Source organism: Thermoflexus sp. (assembly GCF_040289485.1).
In the GTDB taxonomy this organism is placed as follows: Bacteria; Chloroflexota; Anaerolineae; order Thermoflexales; family Thermoflexaceae; genus Thermoflexus.
Genome location: NZ_PSLG01000033.1, coordinates 1 through 23,385 on the forward strand (window position 1 = coordinate 1; position 23,385 = coordinate 23,385).

18 protein-coding genes and 1 riboswitch are annotated in these 23,385 nt (G+C 69.4%); of the genes, 6 read left to right on the forward strand and 12 right to left on the reverse strand.

Annotation, left to right across the window (positions count from 1 at the left end; translation table 11 throughout):
* The 10 genes from groL to C4313_RS07135 form a co-directional block, all read right to left on the reverse strand.
* Positions 1 to 1,641 carry a chaperonin GroEL gene (gene groL / locus C4313_RS07090; RefSeq protein WP_352429171.1) on the reverse strand — a complete coding sequence of 547 codons (1,641 nt, stop codon included), beginning with the start codon at positions 1,639 to 1,641 and terminating at the stop codon, positions 1 to 3.
* 35 nt (positions 1,642 to 1,676) lie between these two features.
* Positions 1,677 to 1,979, reverse strand: coding sequence for a co-chaperone GroES (gene groES / locus C4313_RS07095; RefSeq protein WP_352429172.1), 303 nt, complete (start codon positions 1,977 to 1,979; stop codon positions 1,677 to 1,679).
* A gap of 42 nt (positions 1,980 to 2,021) precedes the next feature.
* Positions 2,022 to 2,468, reverse strand: coding sequence for an Hsp20/alpha crystallin family protein (locus C4313_RS07100; RefSeq protein WP_352429173.1), 447 nt, complete (start codon positions 2,466 to 2,468; stop codon positions 2,022 to 2,024).
* 99 nt (positions 2,469 to 2,567) lie between these two features.
* On the reverse strand, positions 2,568 to 3,008 hold the full coding sequence (locus C4313_RS07105; protein ID WP_352429174.1) for a BON domain-containing protein: 441 nt from the start codon (positions 3,006 to 3,008) through the stop codon (positions 2,568 to 2,570).
* A 56-nt stretch (positions 3,009 to 3,064) separates the two neighbouring features.
* On the reverse strand, positions 3,065 to 3,760 hold the full coding sequence (locus C4313_RS07110) for a zinc metallopeptidase (RefSeq protein WP_352429175.1): 696 nt from the start codon (positions 3,758 to 3,760) through the stop codon (positions 3,065 to 3,067).
* Between the two features lie 15 nt (positions 3,761 to 3,775).
* Entirely contained in the window at positions 3,776 to 5,662 is a 1,887-nt protein-coding gene (dnaK, locus tag C4313_RS07115; RefSeq protein ID WP_352429176.1) for a molecular chaperone DnaK, read from the reverse strand.
* Between the two features lie 465 nt (positions 5,663 to 6,127).
* Positions 6,128 to 6,472, reverse strand: coding sequence for a thioredoxin (gene trxA, locus C4313_RS07120; protein ID WP_352429177.1), 345 nt, complete (start codon positions 6,470 to 6,472; stop codon positions 6,128 to 6,130).
* A gap of 101 nt (positions 6,473 to 6,573) precedes the next feature.
* Positions 6,574 to 7,245 (reverse strand): cupin domain-containing protein, encoded by a 672-nt coding sequence (locus tag C4313_RS07125; protein ID WP_352429178.1) that lies wholly within the window; start codon positions 7,243 to 7,245, stop codon positions 6,574 to 6,576.
* The gene (locus C4313_RS07130) at positions 7,211 to 8,647 is read right to left on the reverse strand and encodes a cation-efflux pump (protein WP_352429179.1); all 1,437 of its coding nucleotides are present in this window, start codon (positions 8,645 to 8,647) and stop codon (positions 7,211 to 7,213) included. The genes C4313_RS07125 and C4313_RS07130 overlap by 35 nt, the downstream gene beginning before the upstream one ends.
* A gap of 32 nt (positions 8,648 to 8,679) precedes the next feature.
* A complete protein-coding gene (locus tag C4313_RS07135; protein ID WP_352429180.1) occupies positions 8,680 to 9,444 on the reverse strand; it encodes a slipin family protein in 765 nt (254 codons plus the stop codon).
* A 138-nt stretch (positions 9,445 to 9,582) separates the two neighbouring features.
* Here C4313_RS07135 and C4313_RS07140 point away from each other — a divergent pair, with 138 nt between their 5' ends.
* The 3 genes from C4313_RS07140 (at position 9,583) to C4313_RS07150 (ending at position 15,186) form a co-directional block, all read left to right on the forward strand.
* Positions 9,583 to 10,620, forward strand: a complete 1,038-nt coding sequence (locus C4313_RS07140) for a CehA/McbA family metallohydrolase (protein WP_352429181.1) — start codon at positions 9,583 to 9,585, stop codon at positions 10,618 to 10,620.
* Positions 10,621 to 10,714: 94 nt separating this feature from the next.
* Complete coding sequence (locus C4313_RS07145; RefSeq protein WP_352429182.1) at positions 10,715 to 11,686, forward strand: NAD-dependent epimerase/dehydratase family protein; 972 nt, start codon at positions 10,715 to 10,717, stop codon at positions 11,684 to 11,686.
* Positions 11,671 to 15,186 carry a tetratricopeptide repeat protein gene (locus C4313_RS07150; RefSeq protein WP_352429183.1) on the forward strand — a complete coding sequence of 1,172 codons (3,516 nt, stop codon included), beginning with the start codon at positions 11,671 to 11,673 and terminating at the stop codon, positions 15,184 to 15,186. The genes C4313_RS07145 and C4313_RS07150 overlap by 16 nt, the downstream gene beginning before the upstream one ends.
* A 16-nt stretch (positions 15,187 to 15,202) precedes the next feature.
* Here C4313_RS07150 and C4313_RS07155 read toward each other — a convergent pair whose 3' ends face one another.
* A complete protein-coding gene (locus C4313_RS07155) occupies positions 15,203 to 15,376 on the reverse strand; it encodes a hypothetical protein (RefSeq protein WP_352429184.1) in 174 nt (57 codons plus the stop codon).
* 425 nt (positions 15,377 to 15,801) lie between these two features.
* Between C4313_RS07155 and gltB the strand changes: the two genes are divergently transcribed.
* The 3 genes from gltB to thiD all read left to right on the forward strand — a co-directional run bounded on the left by gltB (position 15,802) and on the right by thiD (position 22,087).
* Positions 15,802 to 20,268, forward strand: a complete 4,467-nt coding sequence (gene gltB / locus C4313_RS07160; RefSeq protein ID WP_352429185.1) for a glutamate synthase large subunit — start codon at positions 15,802 to 15,804, stop codon at positions 20,266 to 20,268.
* A gap of 131 nt (positions 20,269 to 20,399) precedes the next feature.
* Positions 20,400 to 20,533, forward strand: a riboswitch (TPP riboswitch).
* A gap of 59 nt (positions 20,534 to 20,592) precedes the next feature.
* Complete coding sequence (gene thiE, locus C4313_RS07165) at positions 20,593 to 21,243, forward strand: thiamine phosphate synthase (protein WP_352429186.1); 651 nt, start codon at positions 20,593 to 20,595, stop codon at positions 21,241 to 21,243.
* A gap of 16 nt (positions 21,244 to 21,259) precedes the next feature.
* On the forward strand, positions 21,260 to 22,087 hold the full coding sequence (gene thiD / locus C4313_RS07170) for a bifunctional hydroxymethylpyrimidine kinase/phosphomethylpyrimidine kinase (RefSeq protein WP_352429187.1): 828 nt from the start codon (positions 21,260 to 21,262) through the stop codon (positions 22,085 to 22,087).
* Between the two features lie 25 nt (positions 22,088 to 22,112).
* Here thiD and C4313_RS07175 read toward each other — a convergent pair.
* On the reverse strand, positions 22,113 to 23,385 hold a 1,273-nt coding region (locus C4313_RS07175; protein WP_352429188.1), incomplete at its 5' end, for an MgtC/SapB family protein.

Genomic DNA, 23,385 nt, shown 5'->3' on the forward strand with positions numbered 1-23,385 from the left:
TCAGAACTCCTCGGGCGACGGCGTGGTGGCGCCCTCCTTCTTCTTCTCGGGCACCTCGGTGACCAGGGCCTCGGTGGTGAGGATCATCGCCGCGACGCTGGCGGCGTTCTCCAGCGCCGTGCGGGTCACCTTGGCCGGGTCGATGATGCCCGCCTCCACCATATCCACGTATTCGCCAGTGAGCACGTTGAAGCCGATGTTCGGGTTGTTCTTCTCCTTCTGGAGGCGGCGCACCATCTCCACCACCACCGCGCCGTCCTCACCGGCGTTCTCGGCGATGCGGCGGAGCGGCTCCTCCAGGGCGCGGCGCACGATGTTGATGCCGGTCTGGACGTCGCCCTCGGCCTTCAGGTTGTCCAGGGCGCGGGCCGCGTTCAGCAGGGCCACGCCGCCGCCCGGGACGATGCCCTCCTCCACCGCCGCGCGGGTCGCCGAGAGGGCGTCCTCCACCCGGTGCTTCTTCTCCTTCAGCTCCACCTCAGTGGCCGCGCCGACGCGGATGATGGCGACCCCGCCGGCCAGCTTGGCCAGGCGCTCCTGGAGCTTCTCCCGGTCGTAATCGCTGGTGGTCTTCTCCATCTCGGCCTTGATCTGCTCGATACGGCCCTTGATGGCCTTCGGGTCGCCCCGCCCGCCGATGATGGTGGTGTCGTCCTTGGTCACCACCACCTTGTCGGCCCGGCCGAGGTCAGAGATACGGACGTTCTCCAGTTTGCGGCCCAGCTCCTCGCTGATCACCTGCCCGCCGGTGAGGATGGCGATGTCCTGGAGCATCGCCTTGCGGCGCTCGCCGAAGCCGGGGGCCTTCACCGCCACGGCGTTGAAGATGCCCCGCAGCTTGTTGAGCACCAGCGTCGCCAGGGCCTCGCCGTCCACGTCCTCGGCGATGACCAGCAGGGAGCGGGTCTCGCCCTCCTGGAGCACCCGCTCCAGGACCGGGATGATGTCGGCGGCGGCGGAGATCTTCTTATCGTGGATCAGGATGTAGGGGTTCTCCAGCACTGCCTCCATGGTCTCGGGGTTGGTCACGAAGTAGGGCGAGATGTACCCCCGATCGAACTGCATCCCCTCGACGTATTCGGTCTCGAAGGGCAAGCCGGTCTTGGACTCCTCCACCGTGATCACGCCGTCCTTGCCCACCTTGTCCATCACCTCGGCGATCAGGTTCCCGATCTCCGGGTCGGCCGAGGAGATGGATGCCACGTGGGCGATGTCGTCCTTGCTCTGGACCGGCTTGGCCATCTTCTTGATCTCCTCGACCACGGCCTTGACCGCCATCTCGATGCCCTTCTTGATGAGCATCGGGTTGGCGCCGGCGGCCACGTTCTTCATGCCCTCCGTGACCATCACGTGGGCCAGCACCGTCGCCGTGGTCGTCCCGTCGCCGGCCACGTCGTTGGTCTTGGTGGCCGCCTCCTTGAGGAGCTGCACCCCCATGTTCTCATAGGGGTCGGGGAGTTCGATCTCCTTGGCCACCGTCACCCCGTCGTGGGTGATGGTCGGCGCTCCCCATTTCTTGTCCAGGGCCACGTTGCGCCCCTTGGGACCCAGCGTGGTCCCCACCGCGTTGGCCAGGATGTCGATGCCCCGCTTCAACCGACGGCGGGCCTCCTCACCGAAGACCAGCTGCTTGGGCGCCATCTCCGATCACCTCCTTTGGGGATGGGATGGAAGGATCACTCCTCGATGATGGCCAGGATGTCGCTTTCCTTGAGGATGAGGAGCTTCTTGGTGGTGTCCACCTTGAACTCGGTGCCGGCGTATTTGGCAAAGAGGACGCGGTCGCCAACCTTGACCTCCATAGGGACCCGTTTGCCGTTCTCATCGACGCGCCCGGGTCCCACGGCGATGACGCGGCCCTCCTGCGGGCGCTCCTTGGCCGTCTCGGGGAGGATGATGCCGCTGGGGGTCATCTCCTCCCGCTCGATCGGCTCCACCACCACCCGATCCGCCAAGGGTCGAAGCTTGATCTCCGCCATCGTCCCATCCTCCCAGGGGATTGATCGGCTTGGGCTCCAGGATCACTTGACTTTCACCTGGATGGCACGGGCCTTCACCGTCTCGGCCTTAGGGAGCCGCAGGGTGAGGACGCCGTGCTCATATTCTGCGCTCGCCTTGTCGGGGACCACCTCCACCGGCAACACGAAGGACCGCGTGAAGGAACCGTAGCGGCGCTCCTGGCGAAGCCAGCTCCCCTCGCGGGCCTCCTGCTCCTCCCGGAACTCCCCCCGCAGGGTCACCGTGTTCCCGCTCACCGTCACCTCCAGGTCCTCAGGACGGATCCCCGGGACGGCCGCCTTCACCACCACCTCGTCCTTGGTCTCATAGATGTCCACCGCTGGCCATTCGGAGGGGCCGCCCAGGAGGAGCGAGGGGCGGGCGAAGGCTTCCTCCAGGAACCGATCGATGGCCCGCCGCAGGGTGTAGATCTCGTGGAACGGGTCCCACCGACGGATCTCCCCAGCCACCGCCCACCTCCGCGTTGGAATGGCAGCCTCCATCCTATGCGGGCCACGTTAGAGTCGCGCAAGAGCGAGATAAGAGTTTCGTAAGAGCCTGCCTGACCCTCACGCCGCGCGTCGGGCCGCCACCTTCACCTTCAGGTTGTTCACCACGTTGCGGACGCCCCGCACCGAGCGGGCGATCTTCTCAGCCCGCCGGCGGGCCGCCTCGTCAGGCACCCAGCCGGCCAGGGTCACATCCCCCTGGACGCTGGTGGCGATCACCCGCGCCCGGGGCGGGCTGAGATCCGGATCCGCCGCCAGGCGCAGCCCCAGGTCCGCCTCGATCTCCGGGTCGGAGATCAACTCGTTCCGCACCTCCCGCACGCCCGGGACCGCCCGGGCCAGCATCTCTGCCATGCGCTTCATCGCAGTGGAGGGTACCACCCCGGAGAGGACCACCCGCCCGTCGACGGCGTCCACTCGGATCAAGTGGAAGTTCACCCGCAGCGGGTCATAGCGATAGAGCCGCTCTTCCACTTTGGCGCGCAGGGTCGCATCGTCCATCGGCATGCCCTCCGACAGCGTGCGGGCGATGGCGGACCCGGCCCTCCTCGCCGCGCTCAATCGTTGGAGCGGCGCATCCCCATGGCCAGGAAGGCGTAGTAGGCCAGGGTGGAGAGGGCCTGGGCCAGCGCGGCCACATAGGTCAGGGCGGCGGCCTGTAGCACCTCCCGGGCCCCGGCCCGCTCCTCCGGGGTGAGCAGCAGGCCGCTCCCTTCCAGCAGGGCCAGCGCCCGGCGGCTGGCGTTGAGCTCTACCGGCAACGTGACCAGGGCGAAGACGGCAGCCGCGGAGAAGAACAGCAGGCCGGCCCAGGCCAGGCCTGGGCTACCCATCAGAAATCCGATCACGAAGAGAAGGGGCCCCAGCCACGACCCGAATTGGACCGCCGGCACCAGCGCGGCGCGGGCCCGCAGGCCCCAGTACCCCTCCGCGTCCTGTACGGCGTGACCGATCTCGTGGGCGGCCACCGCCAGGGAGGCCACCGAGGCCACCCCGGCCACGCTGGGCGAGAGGCGCAGGGTCTTGCTCTGCGGATCGTAATGGTCGGTGAGGTGGCCCGGCGTCCCCTCGATGCGCACCTCATAAAGGCCCGCCGCCTGCAGCAGGCGCCGCGCCGCCTCCAGGCCGGTCAGCCGGGCCGGCGCCCGGAGCCAGCGCTGATACGCCGCTTGCACCCGCGCCTGGGCGTAGAGGCCCAGCAGCAACGCGGGCGTCGCGAACAGGAAATAGAGGGGATCCCACCAGAACAACATCCGCACCTCCTTCCCTCACACCTGGCGGTATTCGCCCTCCACCACCTCGCCCTCGCCGGACGGGCGGGAGCTGCCCGCCCCGCCGGCCGCCGCCCGCTGGTAGATGGTCTGGCCGATGGCCAGGGCGGCCTGGCGCAGCTCCTGGGTGAGCTGCCGGATGCGGGCGGTGTTGTCCGTGCCCATCGCCTCCTTCAACTGGCGGATCAGGCCCTCCAAGCGCTCCCGGTCGGCGGGGCCCACCCGATCGCCCAGCTCCCGCAGCGAGCGCTCCACACTGTAGATCATGTTGTCCGCCTCGTTCCGAGCCTCCGCCAGTTCGCGCCGCCGGCGGTCCTCCTCCGCGTAGCGCTCGGCCTCCTTGAGCAGGCGTTCCACTTCCTCCTTGGACAGGTTGGTGGAGGCGGTGATGGTGATGCGCTGCTCTTTGCCCGTCGCCCGATCCCGGGCCGAGACGTGCAGGATGCCGTTGGCGTCGATGTCAAAGGTCACCTCGATCTGCGGCACGCCCCGCGGCGCCGGCGGGATGCCCTCCAGCCGGAACTGGCCCAGCAGGATGTTGTCGGCAGCCATCGGCCGCTCACCCTGGTAGATCTTGATGTCCACCGCCGTCTGGAAGTCCTCCGCCGTGGTGAAGACCTCCGTCTTGCGCACCGGGATGGTGGTGTTGCGCGGGATGATCACCGTCATCACCCCGCCCAGCGTCTCCACCCCCAGGGAGAGCGGCGTCACGTCCAGCAGCAGCACGTCCCGGACCTCGCCGGCCAGCACACCGGCCTGGATGGCCGCCCCCACGGCCACCACCTCGTCCGGGTTCACCCCCTTGTGGGGCTCCTTGCCGGTGAGCTCCCGGACCAGTTGCTGGACCATGGGCATGCGGGTGGCGCCGCCCACCAGGATCACCTCATCGATCTGCTCGGGCCGCAGCTTGGCGTCCCGCAGGGCCTGCTCGAAGGGGCCCTTGAGCCGCTCCGCCAGGTGCCGGGAGAGCTGCTCGAACTTGGCTCGGGTCAGGCGCATCTGGAGGTGCTTGGGACCGTCGGCCGTGGCCGTGATGAAGGGCAGGTTGATCTCCGTCTCCATCAGCGTGGAGAGCTCGATCTTGGCCTTCTCCGCCGCCTCCTTCAGGCGCTGCAGGGCCTGGCGGTCTTTCCGGAGGTCGATCCCGTGCTCCTTCATGAACTCCTCAGCCACGTAGTCGATGATCACCTGGTCCCAGTCGTCGCCGCCCAGGTGGGTGTCGCCCGCCGTGGCCTTGACCTCGATCACCCCCTCGCCGACCTCCAGGATCGACACATCGAAGGTCCCCCCGCCCAGGTCCCAGACCAGGATGATCTCGTTCTTCTTCTTGTCCATCCCGTAGGCCAGGGCCGCGGCCGTGGGCTCATTGATGATCCGCAGCACCTCCAGACCGGCGATCTTCCCCGCGTCCTTGGTGGCCTGCCGCTGGCTGTCGTTAAAGTAGGCCGGGACAGTGATCACCGCCTGGGTGACCGGCTCCCCCAGGTAGGCCTCGGCGTCCTGCTTGAGTTTGCGCAGGATCATGGCCGAGATCTCCTGGGGCGTGAACTCCTTCCCCACCGCCGGGATGAACACCCGGGCGTCCCCGTTGGGCCCCTCCACCACCTTGTAGGGGACCCGCCGGATCTCCTCCGCCACCTCGCTGACCCGTCGGCCCATGAAGCGCTTGATGGAGAAGATGGTGTTCTCCGGGTTGATGATCGCCTGGCGCTTGGCCGGCAGGCCCACCAGGCGCTCCCCGGTCTTGGTGAAGGCGACCACCGACGGGCAGAGGTTGCCACCCTCGGCGATGGGAATCACCTTGGGCTCCCCGCCCTCCATCACGGCGATCACCGAGTTGGTTGTCCCCAGATCAATCCCGACGATCCGCCCTTTCTTGGCCATCGGAGACCTCCTCCTGAGGATCGTGCGTTCCTTCGACCTCCTGATCGAACGGACCGCCTGGGAGGGCGACCGGTGCCAGAATCATCCCCATCCGCGACCCCGGCCGGTGGACCAGGGTGGCAGGGGCCTCCGGCGAAGGCAGCCGATCATAATCGCATTGGCACGGCCCGCCCCAGGCGCACCCTAGGCAGCAATATGGCTCGCGATCGACGATGACCGGCTGCCACCGGATCTCGATCCCGCAGTTCGCACATACAGGCCCCATAAACCCCCCATGCGGTCGTCGCCCTCCATTCTACGTGCCGTCTATTAGAGGAGCATTAGAGGGAGGATGGCGTTCGGTCAGCGGGCAGGGCCCGGGGCGGCCTTCGGAGGACCTTGAGACACGGGACACCCCCCAGCTGGACCCTCGCCCTCGAGACCGGTCCCCCAGCCCCTCGGTTCGGAGGATCCGATCCCCTGGTGTTACCGTTGCGGCTGCGGCTGGAGATGGGGCAGGATTTGCTGGAGCAAGCGTTCGCGGGGCTGGTAGCCGACGATGCGAGCCACCTCCCGGCCGCCTTTGAACAGGATCAGCGTGGGGATGCCCATCACCCCGTAGCGCATGGCCAGTTCGGGGTGGTCATCCACGTTGAGTTTGCCGACCTTGAGGACCTGGGCGTATTCCCGGGCGATCTGGGCCACGATCGGCTCCAGCGCCTTGCATGGCCCGCACCACTCGGCCCAGAAGTCCACCAGCACGGGTTTGTCGGACTGGAGCACCTCCTGCTCGAAGTTCTGCGTGGTGATCACCACCTCGTGCTCGCCCATCGAACGGCCTCCTGATCGGTTTGCGCTTGGCGGTTCTCAGAAAGACGGTTTGAGTGTATCCCGTGGGTGCAGGGCCGTCAACATCGGCTTCCCCGATGCCCCTACGGCGGCCCCTCGGCCAGCAGCAACGTGGAGGGCTCCTGGCTCTGCCAGCGCCAGTGGACCCCCTCGGGGAGGACGGCCAGTTCCCCGGGCCCCAGGATGCCCCTCGCCGGCTCCGGCAGCCCCAGCCCTTCCGCCATCATCTCCACCTCTCCCCGTAACAGCAGCAGGAACATCGGCCCCCGGGTCGTCCAGGTCGGCGAGGGGCCGTTCCCCTGCAGCCCATAATAGCGAACCCCGCTGGCCGTCAGGAGATGGACCCGGGTGAAGGGGGGATGGGCCCGCAGGGCCTCGTGGATGCGGGCGATCTCGGGCCGGGCCCCGGCGGGCGCGTGGGTCCGGAAGGACCCGTTCCAGCGCCCGGGCGAGAGATCCCTGCGGAAAAGCAGGACCAGCGAGGGGAGCCGGGAGCCGGAGCGGTGGGCCAACCCGGCCGGGATGCGGATCAGTTCGTCCGGCTTCAGGGTGATCTCCTCCCGGTCCGTCCAGAACGTCACCAGGCCCTCGTAGACCAGGAACACTTCATCGAACTCCAGGTGGCGGTGGCGGGCGATCTCCCCCAGGGACCGGTAGGCGTAAACCCGGATGGTCCCGAACCGGGCGATCTCCCGCACCTGGAACGGTTGCACCAGGCCCTCACGGATCTCCGGGATGGAGGCTCGGAAGATCATGGTCCGATCCCCCCATCGGGGGCTTGGAGGCCTCCGCGGCAGGCTCCACGTGGATGATGATGTGGTGGAGGTCGGGGAACTGCTGGCGCAGGCGCTGTTCCACCGCCTCCGCCCGTCGGTGGGCCTCCCCCAAGGGCATCTCCCCCGCCACGCGACATGTGACGGTCAGGTCGTGTCCCTGGGCGTGCGGATACAGGCGCACCTCCCCGCAGGTCCCCGGGCCGAACACGGCCTCCACCGCCGCCCGCGCGGCGGCCTCCAGAGCGACGGGGGGTTCGCGCTGGGCCCGCCGGGGCCCCCGGGCCCGGGGCTCGATGTGGGTGCTGATGGAGCGGAGGCGGGGGAAGGCCGCCCGGGCCCGGCGCTCCAGTTCGGTGGCGCGGGCGTGGGCCTCCTCCACCGAGAGGCCTTCGTCGACCTCCACGTGGAGCCCGATGTGGTAGCCTTCTGAGGTTTCCACCCCGTGCAGCTCGTGCACCCCGAGGCCCAGCCCGTCGGCCAGCGCCCGCAGCCGGACCGCCATCGCTTCCCATTCCGAGGGCGGCGGCGGGCGCCACGGCTCGATGTGCACCACCGCGTCCACCACGCCGGGGAGGCTCGTCTTCAGCCGCTCCTCCACCTCGGTGGCGATGGCGTGGGCCTGCTCGGTGCTCATCGCCGGGTCCACCCGGAGGTGCAGATCCACATAAGTGGCGTCGGGTGTTCCCCGGCTGCGCACCCGATGGACAGCCCGCACGCCAGGGACGGCCATGGCGATCCGCTCCACTTCTTTCGGATCGACGGCGGCGCTGTCGGTCAGCACGAGGGTGGTGGACCGCAGGATGCGCAGGCCGGCGGCGAGGATCACGCCGATCACCGCCAGGGCCACCAAGGGATCCAGCCACGGGAGGCCGGCACGGGCGGCAGCCAGGCTGGCCAGGACGGAGAGGGTGACGAAGAGGTCCGACCGCGTGTGCATGGCGTCGGCGAGGAGGATGCTGCTGTGCAGCCGCTCCCCCTGACGGGCCTCGTAGCGGGAGATCAGGAAATTGATGGGCAGGGTGGCCAGCACGAGAGCGAACATGGGCGGGCTGACCTCCGGCTGCCCGCCCACCAGCAGGCGCTCGATCACCCCGCGGATCACCTCCAGAGAGGCCATCAGGAGGAAGGTCCCCAGGATCAGGGTGGCCACGGCCTCGTATTTCTGATGGCCATAGGGATGGTTGGGGTCCGGCGGGCGGGAGGCCAGGGCGATCCCCACCAGGCCGATGATGTTGGCCGAGGCGTCCAGGCCGCTGTGGAAGGCATCGGCCAGGGCGCTGAGGGCGCTGGCCTGCAGGCCGACGAACAGTTTGATGGCGGCCACGGCCAGGTTGGCGGCCAGGACCCGCCAAAGGACCCGCTGCACCTGTCGCTGATACATCCCCCTTGCCTCCGCCCTGGGCGCGCCGGCCCTCAGCCGGCGGGCCGGCGCGCGTTGCCCAGGAAGACCTGCAGGGTGTCCACGGGGACCGGGAAGATGATGGTGGAGTTCTTCTCCATGGAGATCTCGGTCAGGGTTTGCAGGTAGCGCAACTGGAGGGCGGCGGGCTCCGAGGCGATCATGCGGGCAGCCTCCACCAGGGTCTTGGCCGCCTGGAACTCGCCTTCCGCATGGATGATCTTGGCCCGCTTCTCCCGCTCCGCCTCGGCCTGGCGGGCCATGGCCCGCTGCATGCCCTGGGGGAGCTCCACGTCCTTCACCTCTACCATCACCACCTTGATCCCCCAGGAGTCGGTGGCCTCGTCCAGGATCTGTCGCAGGTGGGCGTTGACCTTGTCCCGGTGGGCCAGCAATTCGTCCAGTTCCGACTGGCCCAGGACGCTGCGCAGGGTGGTTTGGGCCAGGTTCCAGGTGGCGGCCCGGAAATCCTCCACTTGGGTGATGGCCCGGGCGGGATCGATCACCCGGTAGAAGACCACCGCGTTCACCTTCACCGTGACGTTGTCGTGGGTGATGGCCTCCTGGGGAGGCACGTCGAAGGTCATCAGCCGCAAGTTCACCCGGATGACACGATCGATGATGGGGATGACGAAGAAGAGCCCGGGGCCTTTTGTGGCGTGGTAGCGCCCCAGGCGCAACACCACCCCCCGTTCCCACTCTGGCAGGATGCGGATGGCGGAGGAGAGAAGGACGAGGGCGGCCACCAGGATCAGAGCGCCGAAGGCGATCCATTCCATGGGAACAACCTCCTCTCGATCAGGCCTGGGAACCGGCTCGGTTTTCGGCCTGCCCTCTCATTGTAGCATGGGGCCGTCCCTCATCGGCACGAGGGGTGCGGTAGAATACAGGGCGTCAGCCTCCAACGGGGCGGTGCCGTGATCGAACTGGTCTGCAACCTGCACAGCCACACGGTTTTCTCGGATGGCGCAGGGCTCCACCGGGAGATCGTGGCAGCGGCGGCCCAGGCCGGTTTGGACGTGGTGGCGGTCACGGACCACAACGTCTGGGTGGGGGGCCTCCAGGGATACTACGGGCGGGTGCTGCTGCTGATCGGGGAGGAGGTCCACGATCCGTGTCGGCAGCCCCAGGTCAACCACGCCCTGATCCTGGGCGCCGATGCGGAACTGGCACCCCTGGCCGGCTCCCCCCAGGTGCTGATCGACGCCGCCCGAGAGCGGGGCGGCTTGGTCTTCCTGGCCCATCCGGTGGAGTTCGCGCCCCGCTGGCTGGGGGAGCCGGCCCTCCCCTGGGTGGATCGCGCAGTGGTGGGCTTCACCGGTCTGGAGTTGTGGAACACCATGAGCGAGTTCAAGGCGCGCCTGAGGACCCCGGTTCATGCCCTCTATTACGCCTTCTTCCCCCAGCGGTTTCTGCGGGGGCCCTTTCGGGAGGCCATCGCCTGGTGGGAACAGCTCTGGCTGGAAGGGGTCCCGGCCGTGGCCATCGGCGGGGCCGACGCCCATGGGCACACCTATCGGCTGGGTCCGCTCCAGCGGGTGCTGTTCCCGTATGGATGGCTCTTTCGCGCAGTGAACACCCATCTGCTGATCTCCCAACCCCTCCGCCGCCAGGTCGAGGCGGATTGGCCGGTGATCCGGGAGGCGTTGCGGAGCGGCCGGGCGTGGATCGCCAACGATGGGCTGGGGTCCTCTCGGGGCTTCCGGTTTGAGGCTCGGAGCGGCCACCGTCGGGCCACGATGGGCGAGGCATTGCCCCGGGCCGGCGCCGTCCGTTTCGAGGCCGAGGCGCCCCTGCCCGGGGCCTTCCGGCTGGTACGCTTTGGGACCGGCGTGGTGGCCCAGGGCCGTGGTCTTCGGTTTCAGCATCTGACGGTCGAGCCGGGGATCTATCGCCTGGAGGTCTACCGGAGGGGCCGGCTCTGGATCCTGACCAATCCCATCCGGATCGAGTGATGGGCCCATCCAGAGGGAGGCCCATCGGTTTCCCGAGCGGACGTGGCAGAAACATGCAACAGGGTCAAATGTCTATGCGAAGAAGGGGTGGGCGATGCATGTCCTGGTCACTGGTGGCGCTGGCTTCATCGGCTCCCACCTCGTCGAGCGGCTCCTGGCCGAGGGCCACACGGTGACCGTCCTCGACGATTTCAGCGGCGGACGGCCCGAGAACCTGGCTGCCGTCCTGGACCATCCCCGTCTCCGCCTCCTCCGCGGCGACGTCACTGACCCCCATATCCGATCTGCTGCCCTCGACGGCATCGACACGGTCTTCCACCTCGCCGCCGTGGTCGGCGTGCCGCGGGTCCTCGCTGACCCCCTCCGCACCCTCCAGGTCAACGTCCTGGGCACTGAACGGATGCTGGCCGCCTGCGCCCAACGCGGCCTCCCCATCTGTCTGGCCTCCTCCTCCGAGGTCTACGGGAAAGGCGTCCGCTGGCCCGCCGCCGAAGATGACGACCTCCGCCTCGGCCCCCCCACCTCCCCGCGATGGGCCTACGCCGTCAGCAAACTCCTGGACGAGCACCTGGCTCTGGCCTGGGCCCGCCACGGCCTGCCCGTGCGCATCGTCCGCTACTTCAACGTCTACGGCCCCCGGGCCGACCCCGCCGGCTACGGCTACGTCATCGCCCGCTTCCTGGACCAGGCCCTGCGCGGCGAGCCGTTGACCGTCTACGGCGACGGCCGACAAACCCGCTCCTTCATCTACGTCAGCGACGCCGTGGAAGGGACGTTGCGGGCTGGCACCCACCCGGCCGCCGTGGGAAAGATCTTCAACATCGGCCGGGCCGAGGAGATCTCCATCCGCGAACTCGCTGAGAAAGTGCGCACCATCACCGGGCGCCCCGTCCCCATCCGCTTCGTCCCCCTCCCCGAGGCCTACGGCCCTGGCTTCGAAGACCTCCCGCGGCGGGTCCCTGACGTCCGCCAGGCCCGCACGTTGCTGGGTTTCGAGGCCCGTGTTACCCTGGAGGAAGGCCTGAAACGAACCTGGGAATGGTGGCGGGCATGCCGACGCGTTTGAGCCAGTGGTGCGACCGACTCCTCGAGGCCGGATGGCTGACGGCCATCGTCATCGCACCCCTGTTCTTCAACATCTACACCAGCCGGGTCTTCGAGCCCGACAAATTGACTCTGGTCCGCTCCCTCGCCTTGGTGATGGCCGCCGCCTGGGCGGTCAAAGGGCTGGAGGCTGCCGGCCAGCGTGTCCCCCTCCGGGAGGCCCTGCGGTTCTCATGGCACACCCCCCTCGTCCTGCCCGCCGCCCTCACCGCCGCCGTCCACCTGGTCGCCACCCTGTTCTCCCTGACCCCCTTCACCAGCCTCTTCGGCTCCTATCAACGGCTGCAGGGGACGTATAGCCTGCTGGCTTACCTGGTGATCTTCTTCAGCCTGCTGGGGGGGCTGCGGACGCGGGCCCAGTTCGAACGGCTGGCCACCACCATGGTGTTGACCAGCCTCCCCATCGCCTTCTACGGCCTGATCCAGCGCTACCGGTTAGATCCCCTCCCCTGGGGCGGCGACGTCACCAGCCGCGTGGCCTCCCACATGGGCAACGCCATCTTCGTGGCCGCTTACCTTATTATGGCGCTGCTCTTCACCCTGGGGCGCCTGGCGGAGACCTTCCAGGCCATCCTCGTCACCGACCCGCCCCGCAACAGCGATGTGGTCCGGGGCGCCGTCTATGTTTTCATCGTCGCCCTGCAGGCAGCCACCATCTACTTCAGTTTCAGCCGTGGGCCGTGGCTGGGGCTGATGGCCGGCCTGTTCTTCTTCCTGATCCTCTGGCTGGTGATCCGCCGTCAGCACACCGCCCTCTTCGCTACCCTGGGGCTGGCCCTCGCCGGCTTCGTCTTCCTCCTCTTGCTCAACCTCCCCGGAGGCCCTTTGGAGCCGCTCCGGCAATCCCCCTATGTCGGCCGGCTCGGCCATATCTTCGAGACCGAGACGGGGACCGGCAAGGTGCGGGTGCTGATCTGGCAGGGGGCGCTGCGCCTGGTGTCCCCCCACGCGCCCCTCCAGTTCCCCGACGGCCGCCCCGATCCCTTCAACGCCCTGCGGCCGCTGATCGGCTACGGCCCCGAGTCGATGTATGTGGCCTACAACCGCTTCTACCCGCCGGAGCTGGCCCATTATGAAGCCCGGAACGCCTCGCCGGATCGCTCGCACAACGAGACCTTCGACACGCTGGTGAACACCGGCCTGCTGGGCTTCCTCGTCTATCAGTGGCTGTTTTTCTCCCTCTTCGCCTACGGCCTGCGCAGCCTGAACTTGATCCACGGCCGGCGGGACCGGCTTCTCCTCCTCGGCCTGTGGGTCGGCGGGGCAGCCCTCGCCGGCGTCTTCTTCGCCACCCGCTTCGGACCCCATTTCCTCGGGGTTGCTGTGCCCGCCGGGACCGTGCTGGGCCTCCTGGCCTATCTGGTGTTCGCGACGCTGCGGGCGACGGGGGAGCCCCCCATCGTCCATCCGCACCGCTTCATGCTGATCGCCCTGCTCGGGGGCGTCCTGGCCCACTACATCGAGATCAACTTCGGCATCGCCATCGCCGCCACTCGCACATGGTTCTGGGCCTTCGCCGCCCTGTTGGTTGTGCTCGGCGAAGGCTGGCTGGCCGAACCGGCCCCCCGGTCCGTCGGACATGGGTCCTCCCCTAAGGGCAAGGGGAAGACCCGCAAAGGGGCCCCGTCGCCACCCCCCATCTCCGCAGCGCCCTGGGGACCGCACGTCGCGGCCTCCGGCCTGCTGATGGCGTTGATGCTCAGCCTGCTGGCCTATGAATTCATCGCCAACCAGGGCCAACGGCTGGACGCGCTTACCCTCATCGTCAACAGCCTGACCCGGCTGCCCCTCCAGGGGAACCGGTTCTCCCCCTTCGTCCTGGTGATGTTCCTGATGACCGGCGCCCTGGGTGCCGCCCTGGTTCTGGCGGAGGGGATCCGCCGCGATCTGATCCCCCGGACGGCCTCCGTCCAGGCCCTCGCCCTCTACGCCGGGATCGCCGGGGGAGGCGCCCTGCTCTACACCCTGGCCCACGCGGGGATGCTGGCGACCCTCATTGCCCGCTCCCCCCAGACCGTTGAGGATCTCCTTCGCCTGGCGGAAGGAGTGGCCGGGCTGCTGGACCTCCTGGTGCTTTTCCTCTTCCTGATCGTCGCCCTCCTCGCCTTCCTGGGGATCCGCGAGGAGCCCCCGGCGCCGACCAGCGCCGGGCCGGGGCTCTTCCTGATGCCGCCGGCGCTGCTGGCCGCCGCCCTGGTGATCTGGACGGCGAACCTCAACCCGGTGCGGGCGGATGCCATCTACAAGCAGGGCGATCCATGGGATAAACAGGGCCAGTGGGACGTGGCCATCCTGCTCTACCGGCGGGCCATCGAATACGCCCCCCGGGAGGACTTCTATCACCTGTGGCTGGGGCGAGCCCTCCTGGAGAAGGCCGCCCAGGTCCCCGAGGCCGGCCTGCGGCAGATCCCCGATGGGGTCTCCTTCGAGGAGGCTTTCCGTCGGCTGACGGCAGATCAACTGGTGCGCCTGCCTCGGGGAGATCTCCTGGAGATCACACGGGCGGTGCTGGAGCGGGCCCGGGACCTCAACCCCCTGAACACCGATCACACGGCCAACCTGGCCCGCATGCACCGGCGGTGGGCCGACCTGATCCTGGACCCTCGGCTCTGCCGGACCCGCATCGATCCGGCGAAGATGCCGGAGGCCTTCGTGCGCCACGTCGCGGAGGCCAGCCGCTATTATGAGCAGGCTGTGCGCCTGAGCCCCAACAACGCCGGCCTGTGGAACGAGTGGGCCAGCGTCGACCTCTATCAGCGCAACGATCTGGCGGCGGCCGAGGAGCGGCTCCGGCGCTCCCTGGCGCTGGACGATCGGTTCGACCAGACCTATCAACTCTACGGGGATCTCCTTCTGGTGCGCAGCGAGACGAGCGCCGATCCCCAGGCGAAGCGGGCCGCCCTCGAACAGGCCGAGGGGATCTACCGACGCCTGCTGGCGTTGCGGCCGGACCACGCCACCGCGCGGGCGGTGCTGGCCTACCTGCAGACCCAACTGGGCCGCCCGGAAGAGGCGCAGGTGACCTGGGCCCAGCTCCAGGCCCAGATCGGGAGCCGCGCGGATGCCTGGCAGGCCGTCGGCGATTTCTTCCTCAGCCATGCGGACTGCGCCTTGGACCGCGATCAGGCCAAGGCCCTCTACCAGGAGGCCGATCGGGCTTACGCCCAGGCGCTGGCCCTCAACCCGCGTCACCTGACCGCGGCCCTCCGCCAGGGCTACGCCCGCCGCAACCTGGGGGATCTGGAGGGGGCTGTGGCGATCTTCCGCCAGGGCGCCCAGGCCGCCGCGGAGGATCCGAACGCCTGGATGTTCTATCGCGAACTGGCGATCACCCTGAGCATGCTGGGGCGCAAGGACGAGGCCGAGGCAGCGGCCCGGCAGGCCTGGCAGCGGGCGCCGGCGGCCGAACAGCCAGGCCTCCAGTCCCTCTTCGCCCAACTGGGCCTGAGCATCCGGCCGTGACCCGGAAGGCCCCGCCCTAGGGAAGCCTCTGATACAGCCGCCACCCGGGCCAGGGGGCCACCAGCCCGAAGCCCCGCGGTGGCCGTCGCCGGTAGCGGGCCTCCAGCGATCCGATCCACCCCCCGGCGCCTTCCGCCACCAACACCGCATCCACGAAGGCCGCCGGCTGGCTCAGGGCCAGTTCGAACACCGGATCCGCCGGGAGCACGAAGGGGCAGGCAGTGCGGTCCTGGGCGATGATACAGTGTTGTCCCGTCGCAGCAGGCCCTCCGGCAGCGCGATCTCCCGATCGAAGGCCCCGCCGGCCAGCGGCTCCGCATGCACCAGGCCGCCGTTCAGGAAGACCAACAAGGTCGCCGCCCCGCCCTCCGGGACCGGGGAGAGGCGCCCGGCCAGACGCCAACCGCGCGCCTTATTTTACTGTGTAGGGAGCCTGCCAAGGGGGCAGCTTTCGGTCCTGAGGCTGCGCTTGCTACCCCCAAAAATGGCCAAAGTGGGGTCCCCAAAATGGCCCAAACGGGGGATGACGGATCTGCCCGTTCTGTGGAAAATAGGCGGCCAAGACCCGTCCCGAAGCGACCGAGGGATCCGCCATCCCCCTGGGGGAGGTGCCCGATGGGACAGCCAGCTGGGATCGAGCGGGACGCGTGTGGGATCGGCCTGCTGGCCCGGCCGGGCGGGCCGGCGGATCATCAGTTGCTGGCCATGGCCCTCCAGGCTCTGGACCGCCTCTCCCATCGGGGGGCGACCGCCGATGATGGCCGGACCGGGGATGGTGCGGGGGTCCTCACCCGGCTCCCGGCGCGCCTGTTCCGTCGGTTCCTGGAAGCCCAAGGGCTGCGGCCTCCCTCCGGCCTGGCCGTGGGGATGGCCTTCCTGCCCGCGGAGCCCGCGGCCTGCGCGGCTGCCCAAACGCTTCTGGCCGCCGCCTTCGCCGAGGAAGGCTTTCACCTGCTGGCGTGGCGCCCCGTCCCGCTCCGCCCGGAGGTGCTGGGGCCCCGCGCCCGGGCGACCTGCCCGGCCATTCAGCAAGCGGTGCTGGCCGACGAACGGGGGGACACCCCCGAGGGGATCGACCGGCGCCTGTACCGGGCCCGCCGCCGGGCAGAAAAAGCCGCGCGGGCCCAGGGGCTCTCTCTCTATCTCGCCTCGGCCTCCGCCCGCACCATCGTCTACAAAGCGCTGACCATGGCTCGGGACCTGGCCGCCTTCTACCCGGACCTGGCCGATCCGGACTTCGAGACGGACTTCGTGATCTTCCACCAGCGTTTCAGCACCAACACCTTGCCGTCGTGGACGCGGGCCCAACCCTTCCGAACCCTCTGCCACAACGGGGAGATCAACACCCTGCAGGGCAACATCAACAGCATGCGCGCCCGCGAGGCGACCCTCACCTCCTCGGTGTGGTGGGAGACCATCGCCGACCTACAGCCGATCATCGACCCGGAGGGATCAGACTCCGCCATGCTGGATAACGTGGTGGAGTTCCTGGTCCGCTCCGGCTATGACATCCGCCACGCCCTGCGCATGCTCATCCCCGAGGCCTGGGAGCACGCGCCCGACCTGGACGAAGCGGCGCGGGGTTTCTACGCCTATCATCAAGGCCTGATGGAGCCGTGGGACGGCCCGGCGGCCGTCCTCTTCGCGGACGGCCGGTTCGTCGGGGCGCTGTTGGATCGCAACGGGCTGCGGCCGCTGCGGGTGCTGCAGACGATCGACGGGCTGCTCTATTGTGGGTCAGAGATCGGCGCTTTGGAGGTGCCCCCCGACCGCATCCTGCGGCTCGACCGCCTGGGCCCCGGCCAGATGCTGACGGCGGATCTGGAGACCGGCCGCGTCCAGGACCAGGCGGCGCTCCTGGCGGAATGGAGCGCGCAGCGCCCTTACGCGGAGTGGGTGCAGCGCCATCGGGTGCGGCTGCCGGAGGGGCGGGCTGTCTCCCCGCCGGAACCGGAGGACCTCCTGCGCCGGCAGGTCGCCTTCGGCTACACCGCTGAGGAGGTGGCTCTGATCCTCCGGCCGATGGCCCGCACCGGGGCGGAGCCCATCGGGTCGATGGGCGACGACACCCCCCTGGCGATGCTCTCGGGCTGGCCACGTCCGCTCTACGGCTTCTTCAAGCAGCGCTTCGCTCAGGTCACCAACCCGCCCATCGATCCCCTCCGGGAGACCCGGGTGATGTCCCTCACGGTGCTGTTGGGGCCCCGGGCCAACCTCTTGGAGCCCGGGGAGGAGGCGGCTCGGTTGATCGAACTGCCGGGGCCGATCCTCACCCCGAAACGGCTGGCCGCCCTGCGGGCGATCTCCCCCTTCCCGGTCCGGGCCCTCTCGACCGTCTGGCCGGTCGCTGAAGGGCCAGCGGCTTTGCGGCGGTCCCTGGAGATCCTCTGCCGATCCGCCGAACAGGCCGTGCGGGAGGGCTGTGGGCTGCTCCTTCTGAGCGATGAGGCCGTCGACGCGGACCACGCCCCCATCCCGGCCCTGCTGGCCGTCGGCGCGGTCCATCACCACCTGATCCGTGCTGGCCTGCGCTCCCGGGCCAGCCTGATCGTGGTCTCGGGCGAGCCCCGCGAGGTGCATCATTTCGCCTGCCTGCTGGGCTACGGCGCCTCGGCCATCTGCCCCTATTTGGCCCTGGCCACCGTGGCGGCCATGGCCGCCCGGGAGCGGGAGGGGGGTCGGTCCGAGGCGCCAGAGGCGGCCGTCGAACGCTACCTCCAAGCCGTTGAGAAGGGGTTGCTGAAGGTGATGGCCCGCATGGGGATCGCTACGCTGGACGCTTATACCGGTGCCCAGATCTTCGAGGTCATCGGCCTGTCGCAGGAACTCATCGACTGGGCCTTCGAGGGGACGCCCGGGGTGGCCGGGCCGGTGGGCCTGGAGGAGATCGCCCGGCGGACCCTGGTTTGGCACCGAGCGGCCTACGGGGCCGGACGGCCGGAGCTCCCGGCCCCTGGTTTTTACAAGCACCGGTCCCACGGGGAGTTCCACGCCCTCCACCCGGAAGCCATCCGCGCCCTCCAGGAGGCTGTCCGCACCCCGGACGCCCTGGGCGCCGGGTTCTTAGAGGCCTACCGACGCTACTGGGACTTTGTGAAGGAAACCCATCGGGAGCCGGTGGACCTGCGGGATCGGCTGCGCTGGCGAAGCGACCGCGCGCCGATCCCTCTGGAGGCAGTGGAGCCGGTGGAGGACATCCTGCGGCGCTTCTCCACCGCCGCCATGTCCCATGGCGCCCTCTCCCCCGAGGCCCACGAGGCCCTGGCCGTCGCCATGAACCGCCTGGGGCTGCGTTCCAACAGCGGCGAGGGCGGCGAGGCTCCGGAGCGCTACGGGACTGAGCGCAACAGCCGGACCAAGCAGGTGGCCTCGGCCCGCTTCGGGGTGACGCCGGCCTATTTGATCTCCGCGGAGGAACTGCAGATCAAGATGGCCCAGGGCTCCAAGCCGGGGGAAGGGGGCCATCTGCCGGCCGCCAAGGTGACCCCAGAGATCGCCCGCCTGCGCTTCGCCCAGCCGGGCATCGACCTGATCTCGCCCCCGCCCCACCACGACATTTACAGCATCGAGGACTTGGCACAACTGATCTATGACCTTAAGGCGATCCATCCCCAGGCCCAGGTCTCCGTCAAACTGGTCTCCACCGTGGGGGTGGGGGTGATCGCCGCCGGGGTGGCCAAGGCGGGGGCCGACATCATCCTGATCAGCGGCCACGCCGGGGGGACCGGCGCCTCGCCCTGGTCGTCGATCAAGAACGCGGGGATGCCGTGGGAGGTCGGCCTGGCCGAGGCCCACCGCATGCTGGTGGCCTGCGGCCTGCGGGATCGGGTGCGACTGCGGGTGGACGGGGGGCTACGGACCGGGCGGGACGTGGTGATCGCTGCCCTTCTGGGCGCCGACGAGTTCTCCTTCGGGACGGTCCCATTGATCGCCCTGGGATGTGTGATGGCCCGCGTGTGCCACCAGAACACATGCCCCACCGGCGTCGCCACCCAGGATCCGGAGCGCCGGGCGAAGTTCGCCGGGCGGCCGGAGCATGTGATGGCGTATTTCATGTTCGTGGCCCAGGAGGTCCGGGAGATCCTGGCCGCCATGGGCTACGAACGGCTGAGGGATCTCATCGGGCGGACGGATCTGTTAGAGGCGATGGGGGAGGAGATCTGCCCGGAGGCCCTGCTGCGCCGCGCCGAGCCCCCCGCCCCTGTCCCCGCCGTCCCGCGGGTCTGGTCCTTCGCCCTGAACGACCAGATCGTGCGGGACGCCGTGCACGCCCTGATGGAAGGCCGGCCAGTGCGAGGGCTCTACCGCATCCGCAACACCGACCGGGCCGTGGGGGCGCGGCTGGCCGGGGAGATCGCCCGCCGTTATCGGGAGCAAGGGCTGCCGGAGGGGACCATCACCCTGACTTTCATCGGCTATGCGGGGCAGAGCTTCGGGGCCTTTGCCCACCGGGGGATGCGGCTGATCCTCATCGGGGCAGCGAACGATGGGGTGGGCAAAGGCATGGGGGGCGGGGAACTCATCCTGCGGCCCTTCCACGACCTGCGGGATCCAGACCCGGTGCTGGCCGGCAACGCCGCCCTTTATGGGGCCACGGGGGGCTGGCTCTTCATCGCCGGCCGGGCGGGAGATCGCTTCGCTGTCCGCAACAGCGGCGCCTGGGCGGTGGTCGAGGGGATCGGCGATCACGGGTGCGAATACATGACCGGCGGCGGCGTGGTGGTGCTGGGCCCCGTCGGGGAGAACTTTGCGGCCGGGATGACCGGCGGGGTCGCCTACGTGCTCGACGAGCGGGGAGACCTGGAGCGGCGCTGCAACATGCAACTGGTGCGGATCGGTCCGGTGGAGGACGCGGCGGAGGCCGCCTTCCTGGAGGCCATGCTGCGCGGCCACCTGGAGCGGACCGGCAGCCGGCGGGCGCAGGAGCTATTGGCCCGATGGCCGGAGCCCCTCGCCCGGTTCCGACGGGTGCTGCCCAAAGGGCTGGCCGCTCCCATCCTGCCGGCGCTGGAGGCCATGCCGCCCGCCGGGATGGAGTTGCAGCTGCCGGCGCCTATACAGTCCTCGGCAAGGGCGCTATAGAGATGCCCACGGCAGAAGGAATCGGAGGCGCGGTCGGGAAGACCCCAGCGTCCTCGGCTCGAAGCGAGCCGTCCCATCCTGCAGCGTCCCACCGTTTTTGACATCCGTCGTCCTTCCCCGGTAGACTGGATACAGGCGACGTGGGGAGTCCGCGGGAAGAGCGGGCTGAGAGGGCGCCCTTGCCGGCCCAGCGGCCGGCCCTGGCGCCGACCCATCGAACCTGATCCGGGTCATGCCGGCGGAGGGACCGTCGCCAGGCCTTCCTCCCGCATCCGCCGATGCCCCTCCCCGCGCCTCACGCCTAAAAATCGGGCAGCAGCGCCGATGCCGCTGGACATGCGCCTGTATTTGGTCTTGGATCCCGAGCGGACCGGGGGGCGGGATCCGGTGGCGGTGGCCGAGGCCGCCCTGCGGGGCGGCGTCACCGTCCTCCAATTGCGCTGGAAGAACGGCCCGCTGCGGGAGATGCTCCGTCTGGGGGAGGCCCTGCGGGATCTCTGCCGCCGCTACGGGGTGCCGTTCCTGGTGAACGACCGGGTCGACGCCGCCCTGGCCCTGGCAGCGGACGGGGTTCACGTCGGGCAGGAGGATCTGCCCGCGGCCGTCGCGCGGCGGCTGCTGGGCCCCCAGGCCTACGTGGGGGTCTCCGCCCGCACCCCGGAGCAGGCCCGGGCGGCCGAGGCCGAGGGCGCGGATTACCTGGGGACCGGATCGGTCTTCCCCACCGGCTCCAAGGAGAACGCCATCTGGATCGGCCTGGAGGGCCTGGCTCGAGTGGCTCGGGCCACGCGCCTGCCGGTGGTAGCCATCGGGGGCGTGCAGGCGGAGAACGCCGGGGCGTGCATCCGAGCGGGCGCCGCCGGCGTGGCGGTGATCTCCGCCATCACCCTGGCGGACGATCCCGAAGCGGCAGCCCGGGCCCTCCGCAGCGCCGTCGACGCCGCCTTGGCGGAACGCGGCAGGCCTTCGCCTTAAGGTTCAGGAGGGAACCATGCGCCCATTGCCCCGTGCGCTGACCATCGCCGGCTCCGACTCCGGCGGGGGGGCCGGCATCCAGGCGGACCTCAAGACCTTCGGCGCCCTGGGGGTTTACGGCATGAGCGTGATCACCGCCCTCACCGCCCAAAACACCCAGGGGGTGCACGCTGTTTTCGAGCTCCCGCCGGAATTCGTGGCCGCCCAGATCGACGCGGTGCTGGGGGACATCGGGGCCGACGCGGTGAAGACCGGGATGCTGGCCAACGCGGCCATCATCGAAACCGTGGCGGAGAAGATGCAGGAGCACCGGGTGGCGCATCTCGTCGTCGACCCGGTGATGCGGGCCAAGAGCGGGGATCCCCTGCTCCGCCCCGAGGCCCAGGAGGCCCTGGTGCGCCATCTTTTCCCCATGGCCACGGTGATCACTCCGAACCTCCACGAGGCCCGCGCCCTGGTGGGGCGCGATCTCCGGAGCCGGGCGGACATGCGGGAGGCTGCGCGGATCCTCCACGATCTGGGCCCGCGCTGGGTGGTGGTCAAGGGCGGCCATTTGGAGGGGGACGACCGCAGCGTGGACATCGTTTTCGACGGGCGGGACTTCTACGAACTGGACGCCCCTCGGGTGGACACCGTCAACACCCACGGCACCGGGTGCACCTTCGCCTCGGCCATCGCCGCCGGGCTGGCCAAGGGCCTCCCGCCGCTGGAAGCCATCCGCCAGGCCAAAGCCTACCTCACCGCCCTGCTGGAGGCGTCCCGCGCCTTCAAACTGGGCCAGGGGGCCTACGGCCCGATGGACCACTTCGCCCTGCTCTTCGCGCGGGGCCCGGCGCGCCCCTGAGGGCCCAGATAGAGGGCTGAGGCCGTCACCCGAGGGCCTCCAAGAGGAGGCCGAGGACCCCCAGGAGCACGGTGAGGAAGGAGGCGGCGATCAGGCGGCGCAGCCACGGCCCGTTCAGGCCGCCCATGCGGGCCATCGGGATGTGGAAGAGCAGGCTGGCCATGGAGGCGAGGACCGTCCCCAGGCCGGCAGCCTCCGTGGGGATCCGCCCCTGGGCGGCCAGGGTGGCGGCCGCGGCGGCGGTGGAGGCGCTGCTCACCAGGCCGCCTAGGAAGGTCACCACGATGAACCCTGCCGGGCCCAGGAGGCGGTCGGCCAGGACCACCGCCGAGCGGATCACCAGGTAGAAGGTGCCGAAGAGCAAGCTATGGCGGAGCGAGAAGGGGAAGGCCAATTGGATGGTCGGGGCGGCCGAGGGGTTGTCCGCGCGCAGGATGCGGAAGATCAGCACGCCGGTGGCCCCGACCATCAAGGCGACGGCCAGCCAGCCGTGGAGGAGGGCGGCGGGGGCGAAGAGGCCCAAGATCAGGCCGTTGCGGATCATCATCGCCACGTTGGCCAGCAACATCCCCTCCAGGGCCCGATCCAAGACCCCCTCGGCCTGGCCTCGGCAGCGCCGGGCCAGTTCGGCGACGGTGGCGGTGCTGTTGACCAGGCCCCCCAGGATCCCGGTGAAATGAATCCCCCGAGCCCCATACAGGCGGAGGAGGGCGTAGTTCACCAGGCCGATGGCGGAGAGGATGACCACTACCAGCCAGGCTGCCCGCAGGTTGACCAACCCCAGGGGATCCCAAGCGGGGGGGAGCCCCTCCGGGAGCAGGGGGTAGATCACCAGCGTCAGCAGCCCGAAGAGCACGATGGAGCGCAACTCGTCCAAGGAGAGGCCAACGGTGAAGCGGACCAGCTCGGCCTTCCAGGCCAGCAGCATCGTGACCAGGACGGCGGTGGCGGCGGCCACGAGGGCGTGGCCCTGGGCCACGAGGACTCCCAGAAGGAAGGTGACCAGCAGGGCCACCGAGGTGGTCATCTCTAGGGAACGATCCACCAAAAGGCTTCGGACGTTCAGGATGGCCACCAGAGGGATGGCGGCCCCTAACATCAGGAAGGCGGCGATGGGGTGGATCAACCAGGAGACGCACCCCACCAGGGCGGCCAGGGCGAACGTGCGCAGCCCGACGTCCTTGTGGGCCCACTCCCGCTCCAGCCCGATCAGCAGCCCAATGCCCAGGGAGATCCCGATGGGCTCCAGCAAAAAACGATACTCTGGCATCCGAGAGGCCTCACGATCCCAAAGGATG